The organism is Paludisphaera rhizosphaerae (assembly GCF_011065895.1).
Taxonomy (GTDB): Bacteria; Planctomycetota; Planctomycetia; order Isosphaerales; family Isosphaeraceae; genus Paludisphaera; species Paludisphaera rhizosphaerae.
Genome location: NZ_JAALCR010000011.1, coordinates 95,461 through 110,109, shown reverse-complemented (window position 1 = coordinate 110,109; position 14,649 = coordinate 95,461). Strand labels below are relative to the sequence as shown.

General features: G+C 66.0%; 11 protein-coding genes. 6 read left to right on the top strand and 5 right to left on the bottom strand.

What is annotated here, in order from left to right:
- The 5 genes from G5C50_RS16000 to G5C50_RS33250 all read left to right on the top strand — a co-directional run bounded on the left by G5C50_RS16000 (window position 1) and on the right by G5C50_RS33250 (window position 4,950).
- Window positions 1-1,974, top strand: a complete 1,974-nt coding sequence (locus G5C50_RS16000) for a redoxin domain-containing protein (protein ID WP_240907100.1) — start codon at window positions 1-3, stop codon at window positions 1,972-1,974.
- Window positions 1,975-2,385: 411 nt separating this feature from the next.
- A complete protein-coding gene (locus G5C50_RS32375; protein WP_206107728.1) occupies window positions 2,386-3,183 on the top strand; it encodes a hypothetical protein in 798 nt (265 codons plus the stop codon).
- A gap of 118 nt (window positions 3,184-3,301) precedes the next feature.
- The gene (locus G5C50_RS32370) at window positions 3,302-3,604 is read left to right on the top strand and encodes a hypothetical protein (protein WP_206107727.1); all 303 of its coding nucleotides are present in this window, start codon (window positions 3,302-3,304) and stop codon (window positions 3,602-3,604) included.
- A gap of 95 nt (window positions 3,605-3,699) precedes the next feature.
- The gene (locus G5C50_RS15990; RefSeq protein WP_206107726.1) at window positions 3,700-4,164 is read left to right on the top strand and encodes a DUF6717 family protein; all 465 of its coding nucleotides are present in this window, start codon (window positions 3,700-3,702) and stop codon (window positions 4,162-4,164) included.
- A 315-nt stretch (window positions 4,165-4,479) separates the two neighbouring features.
- Window positions 4,480-4,950, top strand: coding sequence for an Imm26 family immunity protein (locus G5C50_RS33250; protein WP_407673553.1), 471 nt, complete (start codon window positions 4,480-4,482; stop codon window positions 4,948-4,950).
- 187 nt (window positions 4,951-5,137) lie between these two features.
- Here the strand turns inward: G5C50_RS33250 and metH are convergent, their stop codons facing one another.
- On the bottom strand, window positions 5,138-8,854 hold the full coding sequence (metH, locus tag G5C50_RS15980; RefSeq protein WP_240907099.1) for a methionine synthase: 3,717 nt from the start codon (window positions 8,852-8,854) through the stop codon (window positions 5,138-5,140).
- Window positions 8,855-9,033: 179 nt separating this feature from the next.
- Here metH and G5C50_RS15975 point away from each other — a divergent pair, with 179 nt between their 5' ends.
- Complete coding sequence (locus tag G5C50_RS15975; RefSeq protein WP_165071000.1) at window positions 9,034-9,471, top strand: hypothetical protein; 438 nt, start codon at window positions 9,034-9,036, stop codon at window positions 9,469-9,471.
- A 2-nt stretch (window positions 9,472-9,473) separates the two neighbouring features.
- Here G5C50_RS15975 and G5C50_RS15970 read toward each other — a convergent pair whose 3' ends face one another.
- The 4 genes from G5C50_RS15970 to crtI are packed head-to-tail and all read right to left on the bottom strand — an operon-like array spanning window position 9,474 to window position 14,588.
- Entirely contained in the window at window positions 9,474-10,637 is a 1,164-nt protein-coding gene (locus G5C50_RS15970; RefSeq protein WP_165070999.1) for a glycosyltransferase, read from the bottom strand.
- Window positions 10,634-11,449 (bottom strand): lysophospholipid acyltransferase family protein, encoded by an 816-nt coding sequence (locus tag G5C50_RS15965; RefSeq protein WP_165070998.1) that lies wholly within the window; start codon window positions 11,447-11,449, stop codon window positions 10,634-10,636. Before G5C50_RS15965 ends, G5C50_RS15970 begins: the two co-directional genes overlap by 4 nt.
- Window positions 11,446-13,005 (bottom strand): phytoene desaturase family protein, encoded by a 1,560-nt coding sequence (locus G5C50_RS15960; RefSeq protein WP_165070997.1) that lies wholly within the window; start codon window positions 13,003-13,005, stop codon window positions 11,446-11,448. The genes G5C50_RS15965 and G5C50_RS15960 overlap by 4 nt, the downstream gene beginning before the upstream one ends.
- Window positions 13,002-14,588: a phytoene desaturase family protein gene (crtI, locus tag G5C50_RS15955; RefSeq protein WP_165070996.1), complete on the bottom strand. Its 1,587-nt coding sequence runs from the start codon at window positions 14,586-14,588 to the stop codon at window positions 13,002-13,004. Before crtI ends, G5C50_RS15960 begins: the two co-directional genes overlap by 4 nt.
- Window positions 14,589-14,649 lie beyond the last annotated feature (61 nt).

Below are 14,649 nucleotides of genomic sequence, written 5' to 3'. Positions count from 1 at the left end.
ATGCAGCGATACGCATGGTTTTGGGCGTGGATGCCGATCGCAATCGCCTGCGCCGCCGTCGGCGGGGCGCCAGATTGCCTCGCCTTCGAGGACGCCCCAAAGGCTTCGGCCGTCGACCGTATGGTCGGCCGTCGGATCGGGGACTTCACGCTGCCGGACGTCCTTTCCAAGCGCGACGTCCGCCTATACGGGTTCGCCGGCAAGGCGGGGGTCGTGATCGTCTTCACGGGGACGCAGTGCCCCGTCGGCGATCTCTATCTGCCGACGCTCGTCGAGATGAACCGCGAATATGCGTCGAAGGGGATCGTCTTCCTGGCGATCAACGCCAACGCCGGCGACTCCGACGACGAGATCGCCGCCCACGCTCGCGAGTTCAAGGTCGATTTCCCCGTGCTCCGCGACCGCGGCAACGTCGTGGCCGACTCCGTGATGGCCGAACGCACGCCCGAGGTCCTGATGCTCGACGGAACGGCCCGGATCCGCTACCGAGGGGCGATCGACGATCAGTATTCCGTGGGCTCGCGGAAGCCTGCCCCGACACGGAGTTACCTCAAAGAGGCCATCGACGCCGTGCTCGCCCGCAAGGCGGTCGAGGTCAAGGCGACCGAGGTCGCCGGCTGCCTGATCGAGCGAGCCGAATCGACCCAGACCGCTTCGAAGCCGGAGCCTCCGCGCGTCCGCGCCCCGTCGGCCGAGATTCGCGCCGCCCGCGAGGCGATGGATCCCAAGGTCGCCGATGTCGGATCGGTCACGTACGCCTCGGGCGCTGCGGCGATCATCCAGGAGAAATGCCAGTCGTGCCATCGGCCGGGGCAGGTCGCCCCGTTCTCGTTGTTGACGTACGACGAGGCCCGGAAGCACTCGGCGATGATCCGGGAGGTCGTCGACGACCGCCGGATGCCCCCCTGGCACGCCGACCCGCGTCACGGCGTCTTCTCCAACGACCGCAGCCTATCCGCCGAAGAGCGGGCGAAGATCCTGGCCTGGGTCGACCAGGGGACGCCGTTGGGAGACGCCGCCAAGGTCCCGTCGCCGAAGACCTTCCCCGAAGGCTGGACGATCGGCAAACCCGACGTCGTTTTCGAGATTCCCGAGGCGAACGTCGTCCCGGCGCAGGGCGTGCTCGACTACGTCCGGGTCAAGGTCCCCTCGAACTTCAAGGAGGACGTCTGGGTCAGCGCGGCCGAGGCGATGCCCGGCGACCGCACCGTCGTCCACCACATCATCGTCTACGTCGACGATCACACCGGGAAGAGTCGCCAGGGGCTGGGGGGCGCTCACCTCTGCGGCTACGCGCCGGGGGACATGCCCTCGGTCTACGCCCAGGGGACGGCCAAGAAGATCCCCGCCGGCTCCGACCTGCTGTTCGAGATTCACTACACGCCCAACGGCAAGCTCCGCGAGGACCGCTCCAAGCTGGGGCTGATCTTCGCCAAGGGGGAAGTGACCCGCGAAGCCTTGACTCTGCCGATCGCCGAGGCCGGCTTTATCATTCCGCCGGGGAATCCGAATGTCCCGGTATCGGCCTCGATGAACGTCCCCGCGGAGATGCGGCTGCTCGCGTTCATGCCCCACATGCACGTTCGGGGCAAGGACTTCCAGTACACGATCACCAAGCCCGGCGGCAAGCCGGAAGTCGCTTTGTCGGTTCCGGCTTATGATTTCGGTTGGCAGAGCTACTATACTTTGAAGGAGCCGATGACTCTGCCGAAGGGGACCGTGATCGACTGCCTGGCCCACTTCGACAACTCGGCCGACAACCCCGCGAACCCCGACCCGACCAAGACCGTGCGCTGGGGACAGCAGACTTTTGAAGAGATGATGATCGGCTACATCGACGTGGACGTCCCGGTGGGCGTCCGCCTCGACCGCCGAGCGATGCGGCCGGAACCCCGGCCGGGCCTCCAGAATCTCGGAGGTCTCCTCGGCAATCGTCGTCGCGGGGAGGAACGGAAGGAAGCAAAGCCGCAGTAGTCAGAGCCCGTTCCGGAAGGAGGCGGGCGACCTGTTCATAACGGCCCTCCCGCTTTGAGAAGCAGTGATGGCTTCACAACGTCTTCAATGAGGGTGATCTCCCGATAGCCGGCCGCATTCAAGTCCCCTCTCCCACCGGGAGAGGGTGGCCCGAAGGGCCGGGTGAGGGTCGTCGGACTGTAGGCATAGCCTCGATCTATGGCCTGCGCGACCGATGTGCCCTCCGAAATCCGACGACCCTCACCCGCCGCTGCGCGGCTGCCCTCTCCCGGCGGGAGAGGGGGCCTTAGCAGCCGAGCGTAGTCGACAGGTTGTGCCGCCATGACTGCTTCCCCGGGGGGAAGACGTCCGTTCGGAAAGGTCGCTCTGTAGCCTCCAGGACGGTCTCCCAGACCGACCGAGGGACGAACGATGCGCCGACGACCTCTCTTCGCCTTGCTCCTGCTCGCCCCTGTCGCAGCTTCGGCCGTCGGCGACGACCGGCAGATTCCCCCGCCGTTCGCTCCTCTGGAGTATCTGGTCGGCAGTTGGAAGGGCCAGGCGATCCCGCTGGAGGACCCAGCCCAGCGCGTCCGGGGTTGGACCGAGACTCACGCCTGGGCCTGGACCTTCGCCAGCGGCAAACCGACCGGCATGGCGGTGAAGGTCGAGGGCTCGAAGATCATCCGCTCGGCCACGTTGACCTACGACGAGGCCCGCAAGAAGTTCGCCCTGAAGGCTTCGCCGATCGAGTCCGACAAGGGAGGCGAGGTTCTCTACGAGGGGGCCCTCGACGGCACGGGCAAACTGCTGACGCTCGACCGGACGACGCCAGCCGCCGCGGCGGGCAAGTTTCCCGACCGGCTGACACTCCGCCCCAACGCCAACTACATCCGCTACACCCTGAGCTTCGAGCGGAAGTCAGCGCGAGGCACGACGACCACCCGACTCCTGGAAGTCGGCCTGACGAAGGAGGGCGAAACCTTCGCCGCTGGATCCTCGACCGTCCAGGCCGCGAAGTGCGTCGTCACGGGAGGCGCGGCGACACAGTCGCTCACCTACCAGGGAAAGTCATACCCCATCTGCTGCTCGGGTTGCCGCGACGAGTTTATGGAGTCGCCCGAGAAGTACCTCAAGAAGCTCGCCGCCGCCGCCGCGAACGGTACGGCCGACGAGCCCAAGAAGAAGGACGCCCCGGCCAGGAAGGGGCGGAGCGACGACGATTTCTGAGCGACCGTCTCGGTCGGAAGCTCGACTCGCGGCCGTTTCGAGCCTAGCCCCTTTCCCACGGAGAGAGGTTGCCTCCATCGAATCAACATTAGGCGGCGGGAAGCCGCCAGAGGTATCGATGCCGACCGAGGAGGAGCTCGCCCTCAAGTGCGAGCATCTGGCGGCGAAATTCGAATGCGCCGCGGAGAAGAACGATTCGAAAGCGGACGAATTCTCTCGTGTGGCTGTGCACAGAGTGCGCGTGGCTGCGGAACACCCAGAGGCTCTCGATCTCCGCGCTGATGCTGAAGAATTGATGGGTGTCGTTGCTTATTGGCAGGAGCGAGCCGCGTGGGATCGGGAGATTGCGAGCAAGTTCCGGCGAAGGGCGGAGGGGCATCGGGCGAGGCTCGACTCCGACCTTGTAGCGGCCGACTCCTAACCTCATGTCGCGGCGGGTGTCGTGTTATGATCGCTGGCTCGGCGGTGCGAATTCGCTGAGTGTTTTCGTTAGTCGGCCGATTTCGGAGGTCCGCGATGCCAACCCCTTGGAAGGTCCGCTGGCCGGTGCTGACGGCCGTCCTCTCGGCCCTGCTCGCTGGTGTTGGGGTCTGGGGCTACATGACGTGGGCCGGCAACCAGGGCGGGCCGCCGAGCAACGCGATCATGGTGGTCGCCCCGTACTGGTACAACGGCACATGGGTCTTCGATGATCCGGCCGTCGGCTTGCGACGCGAGCCGTTCGTCGCGGGGATTCCGGAGATGATCGACGTCCTCGTCAAAGACGTCGACGACGCGAAGAACGGATTCAGACTGCTCTTCTCCGGGCGACCGTTCCCCGGCCATCAGAAGAAGCTGACCTGGCTCCGCGGCAGTTCCGAAGGCAACTACTACAAGCTCGACGACCCTCCGATGGAGGGCTGGATCTGTCCGGCGATGTTCAGGTACTACAAGACGCCCCCCGAGGCTCTCTACGTCAAGGCGGAGCCCCTGCGGCGGTAAGCGACTTGAACCTTGTTCGATTGATGAGCAAGCGGTAACAGCAGAGGTATCCGCGTCTCGCGGGGCCGATACGCCTGCCGAAATCCGACGACCCTCACCCGTGCCGGGTGAGGGTTACCGATCCAGTAGTTCGGCTCGAACAATCCATGCTGTACACCTTTGGCGTCGCCCCTACCACGTGTGATGGTACCCGTCAGGTAGTATCGCTATTCATTGATCCTACCAATCCCCGGCTCTAGCTATAGAATAAATCTCGGTGTTGTAGGCGGTGCCAATTCTGTCCAATCAAAGTTAGGCGGCTCGGGAGACGACGGGGTGGGAAAGCGTCAGAAATGGACTCGTGGAGCGGTTGTGACAGTACCATTAGGCGATGGCTTCCACACCTACGCTCAGATGCTCGAGGATCCCGAGTACGCCTTCTTCGACTGCAAGACCCAGGACGCATTGCCGGCAGTGACCGTTGTCAGTCGACCGCTTCTGTTCCGGCTCTGGGTCATGAGGTACGCCCACTCCACGGGCCGCTGGCCAAAGATTGGAGTCGCGCCGATTCTAACAACGCTGCAGGAGCCGGTCTGGCGGTACAACCAAGATCCTCTTCGACCTCAGGACATCCGCATCACTTTTGATGGCTGCAACGGGCCGCTTGGGTCTTTAACAGACTGCGAGGGCCTGGAATGCGCTGCCGTCTGGGACCCAGAACACGTCGAAAGTCGGCTGAAGTCCCATTACGCTGGCGTCCCGTGTCGATTGACGTTGTCGCTTCGTCCCCGAGTCGTCGACGTCTAGCGCTGCAGCCCCGCTGCAGGATTAAGCAATCGGTTACAGCTGAGGCAGGCACGCCTGGAGTTGCGGCTCGCCGGACCGAGGTTCTTACCGAAATCCCACGACCCTCACCCGCCGCTGCGCGGCACCCTCTCCCGGTGGGAGAGGGCACTTTCAGCGTCGTCCGGTGCGTCTGTTGGAACGCGGTTGATCACTCCGGGTCATACGACAGGTTCGGGCCCAGCCAGCGTTCCACGACCGAGAGTGCGACGCCCTTGCGGGCGGCGTAGTCCTGCGCCTGGTCGCGCTGGATGAAGTCGACGGCGAAGTAGCGGGCCTTGGGGTGCATGAAGTAGAGGCCGCTGACGGACGCACCGGGGTGCATGGCGAACGACTCGGTGAGTCGGATGCCGGTGGCCGCCTCGGCGTCGAGCAGCTTCCAGAGCGTGGCCTTCTCGGTGTGATCCGGGCAGGCGGGGTAGCCGGCGGCGGGGCGGATGCTACGGTACTTCTCGTCGATCAACTCCTCGGTCGAGAAGTGTTCATCCAGGCCGAAGCCGCAGTCGCGGCGGGCCTGGGCGTGGAGCGACTCCGCGAAGGCCTCGGCCAGCCGATCCGCCAGCGCCTCGGCCATGATGGCGTTGTAGTCGTCCAACTGCTCCTTGAATCCCTGGACGAGAGGATCGGCCCCGATGCCGGCCGTGACGGCGAACGCCCCGATGTAGTCGGCTCGGCCCGAATCCACCGGCGCGATCAGGTCGGCCAGGCATCGGAAATCGGTCTGGCCATGGCGTTCCCACTGCTGGCGGAGGAAGTGGAACCGAGTCAGTTCCTTCGTCCGCGACTCGTCGGTGTAGACCACCACGTCGTCGCCGATCGAGTTCGCCGGGAAGAAGCCGTAGACGCCCCGGGCGGTGAGGAGCTTCTCGCGGACGATCCGGTCGATCAGCTCCGTCGCCTTCTGATACAACTCGCGGGCGATCGGGCCGACCTCGGGCGCGTCCAGGATCGCCGGATACTTTCCCTTCAGCTCCCAGGTGGAGAAGAACGGCGACCAGTCGATGAACGGGACGAGCTTTTCCAGCGGGTAATCTTCCAGGCGCTTCACGCCCAGGAATTCGGGCTTGGCGATCGAGCAGTCGGCCCAGTCGGTCTGCGCCCGGCGTTCGCGGGCGACCTCCAGCGGGACGAGGTTCCGCTCGCGACGGCCGGCGAAGGCCTCGCGCTCGCGTTCCTGCATCGCGCGGTTGGCGGCGTCCAGCTCGGCCCGCGAATCGGGGCGGCCGACGCGGTCGACCACGCCGACGCTCCGCGAGGCGTCCTTGACGTGCAGCACCGATCCCTTGTACTGCGGGGCGATCTTCACGGCCGTGTGTTTGACGCTCGTGGTGGCACCGCCGATCAGCAGGGGCGTGTCGAAGCCTCCGCGCTGCATCTCCTTGGCGACGTACACCATCTCGTCGAGCGAGGGCGTGATCAGGCCGGAGAGGCCGATCACGTCGACGTCGTGCTCCTTGGCCTTCTTGAGGATCTCCTCGCAGGGGATCATGACGCCCAGGTCGATGACCTCGTAGTCGTTGCACGCCAGGACGACGCCGACGATGTTCTTGCCGATGTCGTGGACGTCCCCCTTGACCGTGGCCATGAGGATCTTGCCGCGGGCCTTGTGCTCGGCGGCCGTCTCGCCGGCCGCGGCCGCGCGGGCCTTCTCGGCCTCCATCAAGGGGGTCAAGTGGGCGACGGCCTTCTTCATCACGCGGGCGCTTTTGACGACCTGCGGCAGGAACATCTTGCCCGCGCCGAAGAGGTCGCCGACGACGTTCATGCCGTCCATCAGCGGGCCTTCGATGATCGACAGCGGCTTGGGGTATTCCTTCAGCGCGTCGTCGACGTCCTGCTCGACGAAGTCGACCGTGCCGGTGACGAGTGCGTGCTTGAGACGCTCGGCGACCGACTGGTCGCGCCAGGCCATGTCCTTCGTCTTTTCCTTCTTGCCGTCGGTCTTGACGGTCTCGGCGAACTCGGTGAGCCGGTCGGCCGCGTCGGGCCGGCGGTTCAGGAGCACGTCCTCGACCCGCTCGAGCAGATCCTTGGGGATCTCCTCGTAGACTTCAAGCTGGCCGGCGTTGACGATGCCCATGTCCAGCCCGGCCTTGATGGCGTGATACAGGAACGCCGCGTTCATCGCCTCACGGACCACATCGTTGCCGCGGTAGGAGAACGAGACGTTGCTCACGCCGCCGGAGGTCTTGCACTTGGGCAGGATCCGCTTCAACTCGCGGACGGCCTCGATGAACTCGACGGCGTAATTGTTGTGCTCCTCAATGCCAGTGCCGACGGTCAGGATGTTGACGTCGAAGATGATGTCTTCGGGGGGGAAGTTGAGCTTCTCCACCAGCAGGTCGTGGGCCCGCTTGCAGATCCGGACCTTGTCGTCCTTCAGAACCGCCTGACCGGTCTCGTCGAACGCCATGACGACGACCGCCGCCCCGTAGCGCTGGACCAGCCGGGCCTGGTCGAGGAACTTCGCCTCGCCTTCCTTCAGGCTGATCGAATTGACGATCGACTTGCCCTGGATGCACTTCAGGCCGGCCTCGATCACCTCCCACTTGGAGGAGTCGACCATGATCGGGACCTTGGAGATGTTCGGGTCGGCCGAGACCAGGTTGAGGAACCGGGTCATGGCGGCGACGCCGTCGATCAGGCCCTCGTCCATGTTGACGTCGATGATGTTCGCGCCGGCTTCCACCTGGTCGCGGGCGACGGCCAGGGCCGTTTCGTAGTCGCCGGTCTTGATGAGCCGGGCGAACTTCTTGGAGCCGGTGATGTTCGTCCGCTCGCCGACCATGATGAAGTTGGTCTCGGGGCGGATCACCAGCGGTTCGATGCCGCTGTAGGTCGACCAGCCCGGGAGATCCGGAATCTTGCGCGGGGGGACGCCCTCGACGGCCTTCGCGATGGCCGCGATCCACTCGGGCTTGGTCCCGCAGCAGCCGCCGACGAGGTTGAGCCAGCCGTTGCGGGCGAACTCGCCCAGCGTCTTGGCCATGTGGCCCATGTCGCCGTTGAAGCCGCCGAAGCCGTCGGGCATGCCGGCGTTGGGGTAGCAACTGACCCTCGTCTTCGAGATCGCCGCCAGAGCCTCGATCGACGGCCGCATCTGGTCGACGCCCACGGCGCAGTTGAGGCCGACGCTCATCGCTGGGTAGTGCGAGACCGAGTAATAGAACGACTCGGCCGGCTGCCCGGAGAGCGTCCGGCCGTCCTTGAAGACGGTCCCCGAGATCATCACCGGCAGCCGCCGGCCGATCTCCTCGAAGTACTCGTCGATGGCGAAGAGGCACGACTTCATGACGAGCGTGTCGAACGACGTCTCGGGCAGCAGCAGGTCGACGCCCGCCTCGACGAGCGCGGCGATTTGCACCTTGTAGTTGGCGACCATCTCGTCGAAGGTGACGTCGCGACGGCCGGGGTCCTCGACGTGGATGCCCAGCGAGAGCTGCTTCTTGGTGGGGCCGATGCTGCCGGCGACGAACCGGGGCTTGTCCGGGTTCCGCCGGGTGTAGTCGTCGGCGGCGCGGCGGGCGATCTCGACGGCCCGCACGTTCAGCTCGCGGACGTGCTCCTCGAGGCCGAATTCCTCAAGAGAGAGGGGGTTGTTGTTGAAGGTGTCGGTTTCAATAATGTCAGCGCCGGCTTCAAGGTAGGCGCGGTGGATGTCCTCGATCATCTTCGGCTGCGAGATGACGAGGACCTCGGTGCAGTTCTTGAGCTGGATGTGGTGGTTCGCGAACCGGCTTCCCCGGTAGTTTTCCTCGGTAGGCTCGTAGGAATAGATGACCGAGCCCATGGCCCCGTCGAGGACCAGGATCCGCTCCGAGAGCAGTTCCTCGAGGCGTGACGACGCGGCGGGGATGTCCTTCTTCACGATGGTCGATCCAGTCGGCGGCGGGCGGCCCGGCCGGAAGACCCCTTCGACGAGGAGGCCGGGGTCGAGAGCGGGGACGAGCCCTGGGGCGGGGGCGGACGACGAGCCTCATCCATTCGAGAGGGAATTATCTCGGCCGGTGCGCGGGAGTGTCAAGCGGACTTGAGAGGGGAGGGCCGATGGAGGCCCCAGAGGTGCACATGGCCCGGTTCGATCCCGATCTCGATATGACGGCTCGGCCGAGACCGGTGGCCGCGGAGGACGTCGCGTTATATCAGCGGCTGGTCGTCAACCCGCTGCTGACAGTCCTTGCGCTGCTGGGGGTTTGGACGCTTCTCTGGAATTCGCTGGAGGTTCGGAACGTCTACCTCTTCCTGGCCAGCCTGTTCGCGGGTTTCGTCTCGTTGATGTTGATTCAATACCACTGTTTGGACTGCGGCCGGACCGATTTCATCCTCCGATCGCGCCGGCACGTCTGTCCGGCGGTCGTCCATCGGAGCATGACCGAGGAGGAACCGTTCTTCCCTCCCCGGGTGAGCAGCCAGGTCAAGGCGTGGGGGATTCTCTTCGTCACGACGCTCCTGGCGCTGGCGATCGTCTTCGCACCCGGGCCGTAAGCTCAGGGTTGTTCCGACAGCGTCCCCGATCCCGGCGATCCATACCCGCGCCCTTTCCACTCGATCGGCCGACCCAGAGCGTTGCGGACGAACGCCTGCCACTGGATCGCCACAAGCAGTGCGACGCCGATCGGATGCAACACGGCGCCGAGGAACGGCTGTCGGAACCTCGCGACGGCGGCGAACCTCGGCAGCCAGGCCGCCGCCAGGGCAACCACCGCTGCCGCGATCTCGCCCCGCGTCCAGACCCGAGGCCAGGCCGCGAGGATCGCCGCCGGCATCAAGAAGGGCGCGACTTGACCGCAAAGGAGCATGGCCGAGGTCGGTACGATCAATCCCGGCGCTGCTAGAGCCTCGCCGGCGTTCTTGGAGAGCCCCCGCCAGACCTCGCCCGCCGTGCGATACATCCGGCACGAGGCGACGTCCGTGGCGTCGAACAGGTCGTTTCTCAGGCCCGCGGCGCGGAAGGCTCTTGGAAGCTTGATGCCGTCGTGGAGCGATGCGCGGATCGCCGAATGCCCTCCGGCCTGGAAATAACCTTCCCGCCGAGCGATGAAAAGCTGCCCGCAACCGGCCGAGAGCGACGGCATCCGCGTTCGCCGCATGCTGGGGATCGGCATGAAGCCTAGCATCACGAAGTGAATCAGAGGGATCAACAGCCGTTCCATGAGCCCGACCGTCACCTGCCGCGGGATCCCGCTGGCCAGGTCCACACCCGTTTCGTTCATGAACCGGGCCATTCGAGCGAGGGCGTTGGGCGCGAGGCGGACGTCGGCGTCCAGGAAGACGAACAGGTCGTATTGGGCCTCGTTCGCCAGCAGCCAGCACGAACGCTGCTTGCCGCACCAACCGGGCGGGGGGCCGTCGCCCTGGATCAGCCGGACGCGATCGTCACGCGCGGCGATTGCGCGGACGACCTCGGCCGTCGCATCTTCCGAGCGGTCGTCGAGCACCAGCACTTCGATCCATCCCCGGTTCGCCAGCACGGACTCGACGGCTTCCCCGATCGACGCTTCCTCGTTCCTTGCCGGGATGAGAACCGAGACGGCGGGCATTTGCTCATCAGGTCCGACTTCTGGCGGCGGGCGATACGCGCGGAGGTTGATCGCGAAGAGGATGGCGGGGACGAGCGCCAGGAGCAGGCAGGCGACGAGCGTCGCGGTCATGACGGAGGGGAATCCTGGTGCTGATGGACCTGGTGCTCGGGCGAGAACGTCTCGCCGCGAAACATCGATCGGAGGCGACGGCCGATGTCGTAGATTCCTCCGACGCCCGCCGAGCCGCGCACGAACGTCTCGAACCGGTCGACGTCTCGCGATCGGCTCGATTCCATCAGGCGGTCCTGGCAGTCTTCCAGGGCCGCCTCCATCTGACGCGTCCAGGCGTCGGCCGGCTGCGATGCGCCATCTCCAATTGCAATCCACGGGCCGAACCGGACAAGCGCCTCCGGTCGGCGGTCGTTCCAGAAGGGATATTCAACGGCCATCGGTGCGATGAAGATCCCTCGCTCACGGTGCAGAAGCCGGCCGAGCCCCTCCTTGAATCGCACCGGCCGGTCGCGAGGGTCGACGAACTGACCCTGGGGAGTGATCCAGAGCATCGATTCCGTGCGAGCCAGGATCGCCGAAGCCCGCCGCATGAAGGCGATCCCGCCTCGGGGCGTCTCCAACTGCACGCCGAAGAAGCCGAGACGTTCCAGGATCGGATACTGTTTCAGCCCCAGCTCGTCGATTGGTGCGAAGTGGATGCGCGACGGTGGGAACAACTCCGTCGCCAGCAGCGCCGTCATTGGGTCCCACCAGGAGGCGTGGTTCAGGGCGACGATCGCCGGCCCTGGGGGATTGGTGGGCCGGCCGTCGCGATCGATTCGGAGGGCGTGGAAGTTCCGGCCGACGAAGCGTCGCGCATACTTGCGGAAGCCCCGAAAGAACCACGGGGTGGACCGTGGGACAGCATCGGCCGCAGGCTTCCGCGTCACCGGGCGCCCGCCGTCTGAGAGGCCATCGGCTCGCGGATCCGGTCGACGATCCCATCGGTATCGAGGGCGTCGGCGGCGATCCAGCCCGACATGAGGACCATCGGCATCCCCGGCCCCGGATGAGCCGCCCCGCCGGTGAGATACAGGCCCGGGACGTCCGGGCTCCGGTTCGACGGCTTGAACCCGCCGCTCAGCCGGCCGTGGCTGGCCAGACCGTAGATCGCCCCGTTGAGCACCCGGTAACGGTCGTGGATGTCCTGGGGAGTCAGCCAACGCTCCAACTTGATGTGCTTCTCCAGGTCCGTGAGTCCGGCGGTCCGGGCGAGCTTGTCCAGGATCGTCCGACGATACTCCGGGTACATGGCCTTCCAGTCGTGGTGCGGCCGGAGGTAGGGCGTGTGGACGAGGATGTACAGAGCCTCGCCCCCCTCGGGGGCCGTCTCGGGCTCGGTCCCAGCCGTGGCGCAGAGGTAGCAGGTCGGGTCGGGGGCCGGTTCGCCCTTGTTGTAGATGTAGTCGAACTCCTCGTGCGGGTCGCGCGAGAAGACGAAGTCGTGGTGGGCCAGTTGCTCGTAGCGGCGGTCGAGGCCCAGGTACATCACGACGCCCGAGCAGGCCGGCTCGTACTTGCGGCGGGCCTCAAAGCGATCGGCTGCGCCTCGGCCGGCGAGCAGTTCACGATGTGTGCGGACGGCGTCCGAATTCGAGACGACGGCGGCCAGCGGGATTTCCCTCCCGTCGCCCAGCACGACGCCCAAAACTTTCCCGGCGGCGTCCGTTCGGATCGACTCCACGCTCGTCCCTGTGACCAACTCGACCCCCAGCTCGGAGGCGAGCTTCACCAGAGCCTCGGCGACGGCCCGCGTCCCGCCTCGGGGATACCAGACGCCTTCGCCGGTCTGCATGTGGGCGATGCCGCAGAGGATGGCCGGCGAGAGGTCGGGCGACGAGCCGACGTACTGGGTGAAGTGGTCGAGCATCTGCGCGACGCGGGCGTCCTTCACGTATCCGCGAATCGTTTTGCCCACCGTGCTCCACGGCCGCATCGCGATCAGGTCGGAGAGCATGGCGAGGTTGAACGTCGACGACGGGTCGAACATGTCGCGAACGGAGCCGATCGCCTTCCAGAAGTAAAACCGCTGGGAGATGTCGTCGAGACGCTCGGAGAAGTCGAGGAACCGCCCGTACTGCTCGCCCCCGCCGGGGGCGAAGGCGTCGACCGCCCGGGTCATGGCGTCGCGGTCGGCGTGGAGGTCCAGCACGCTGCCGTCGTCGAAGAACGACCGCCACTGCGGGTCGAGCGGGACCAGTTCGAGGGCGTCCTTCAGGTCGCGGCCGGCCTCGGCGAAGATCCGGGCCAGGACCGAGGGCATCAGCAAGATGGTCGGCCCCATGTCGAATCGGTAGCCGGCCTCAGTGAGCACGGCCGCCTTGCCCCCCAGCCAGGGGTTCTTGTCGAACAGGACGACGTCGTACCCTCGCGCCCCCAGCACACAGGCCGAGGCCAGCCCCGCCAGTCCGCCGCCGATCACTCCGATGCGTTCCGAACGGCTCATGCGTCGACTCCTCGCGCCATGCTGGTCAATCCGGTCAGCGACGGTACGGCCAGCCGCCCGGGATCGAGCAGACCGTCGTCGCGGCCGATCGGGACCGTCACTCCCAGGTCCTCTCCCACCAGCCTCGACGTGATCCGGGCCGACTCGAAGATCACCGGCAGGCCGCTGCCGGGATGCGTCCCCCCGCCGACCAGATACACGGACCTCAGTCCTTCGAACCGGTTCCTGGGCCGCAGGTAGAGCATCTGCGAAAGGCTGTGAGCCAGGTTGAAGGTCGCCCCAAGATGGATCTCGTAACGGTGGTCCCAGTCGGCCGGGGTCGTCTGGTGCTCGTAGACGATCCGCGACTCGACGTCCCTGAGCCCGACCTTGGCCAACTGACGGAGGGCCAGTTCGCGGAAGGCGGGCGCCTCGCGCGACCAGTCGACGTTCTCGTGCTGGTGGGTCACCGGCAGCAGGACGTAGAGCGTGCTGCGATCCTTCGGGGCGAGCGATGGGTCGGTGACGCAGGCGTTCTGGACGTAAAACGACGGATCGCGCGACAGGGCGTGGCGCGATTCGATGTCCCGGAGATTCTCCTGGTAGTCCTCGGAGAGGTAGATCGTGTGATGCGCCAGGTCGTCGTAGCGGCCCTCAATCCCCAGGTAGAGCATATAGGTCGAGCACGAGAACCGCTTGCGGGCGATCTTGCGGTTCGTCCATCGGGGGCGGAGCCGTTCGGGGACGAGCCGCGTCATGGCGCGGGCGAAATCGGCGTTGATCACCAGGGCGTCGCACTCATGGACGCCCGACCGCGACCGAACGCCGACGGCCCGGCGGCCGTCGAAGAGGATTTCCTCGACCTCGTCGTCGAGCGAGATCGAGGCGCCCAGATCCTCGGCGACCCTCGCCATCGCCTCGGAAACCGCTGCGCAGCCTCCGAGCGGGTGGAAGACGCCGTATTCGTACTCCAGGAACGAGAGGATCGAGAACAGGCTCGGGCAGTTGAAGGGGGACATCCCCAGATACTTGGACTGGAAGGTCATCGCCAATCGGACGCGAGGGTCCTGGAAGTATCGCTTCAACTCGCCGTCGAGCGAGAGCCAGGGGCGGAGCAGGGGGAGCATCTTCGCCAGGGAGGGCGACATCATGTCGCGCAGCCGGAGGAAGGGCGTTTCCAGGACGGTACGGAACTGGTCCATCTTGACCCGGTTGTCCGCCAGGAACCGCCGAAGCTGGCTCGCGTCGTCAGGGGAGAGCGCCGCGATCTCCCGCTCCATCCGGGCCAGGTCGGGGGTCGCCCGGATCTCGCCGCCGTCGCCGAAGACCAGGTGATACTGCGGGTCGAGACGAACCATCGTCGTCTCTCGGTGCAGGTCGCGGCCTATTGCTGAGAAGATGGCTTCCAGGACGCGGGGATAGAGGAAGAACGTCGGCCCCACGTCGAACCGGAAGCCCTCCGCCTCCAGCGCCGAGGTCCGGCCCCCCGGACGCGGCATCCGCTCCAGGACCTTGACCGACATCCCCGCCGCCGACAAAAGCATCGCCGCGGCCAGCCCTCCCGGACCCGCTCCGACGATAACGACCCGTCTCTTGTCGCGCATCGGCTGTACGCTCCTTCGACAGCGGCGACGAGTGGTCGCCGCTCCATCCCCTCGGCGTGCC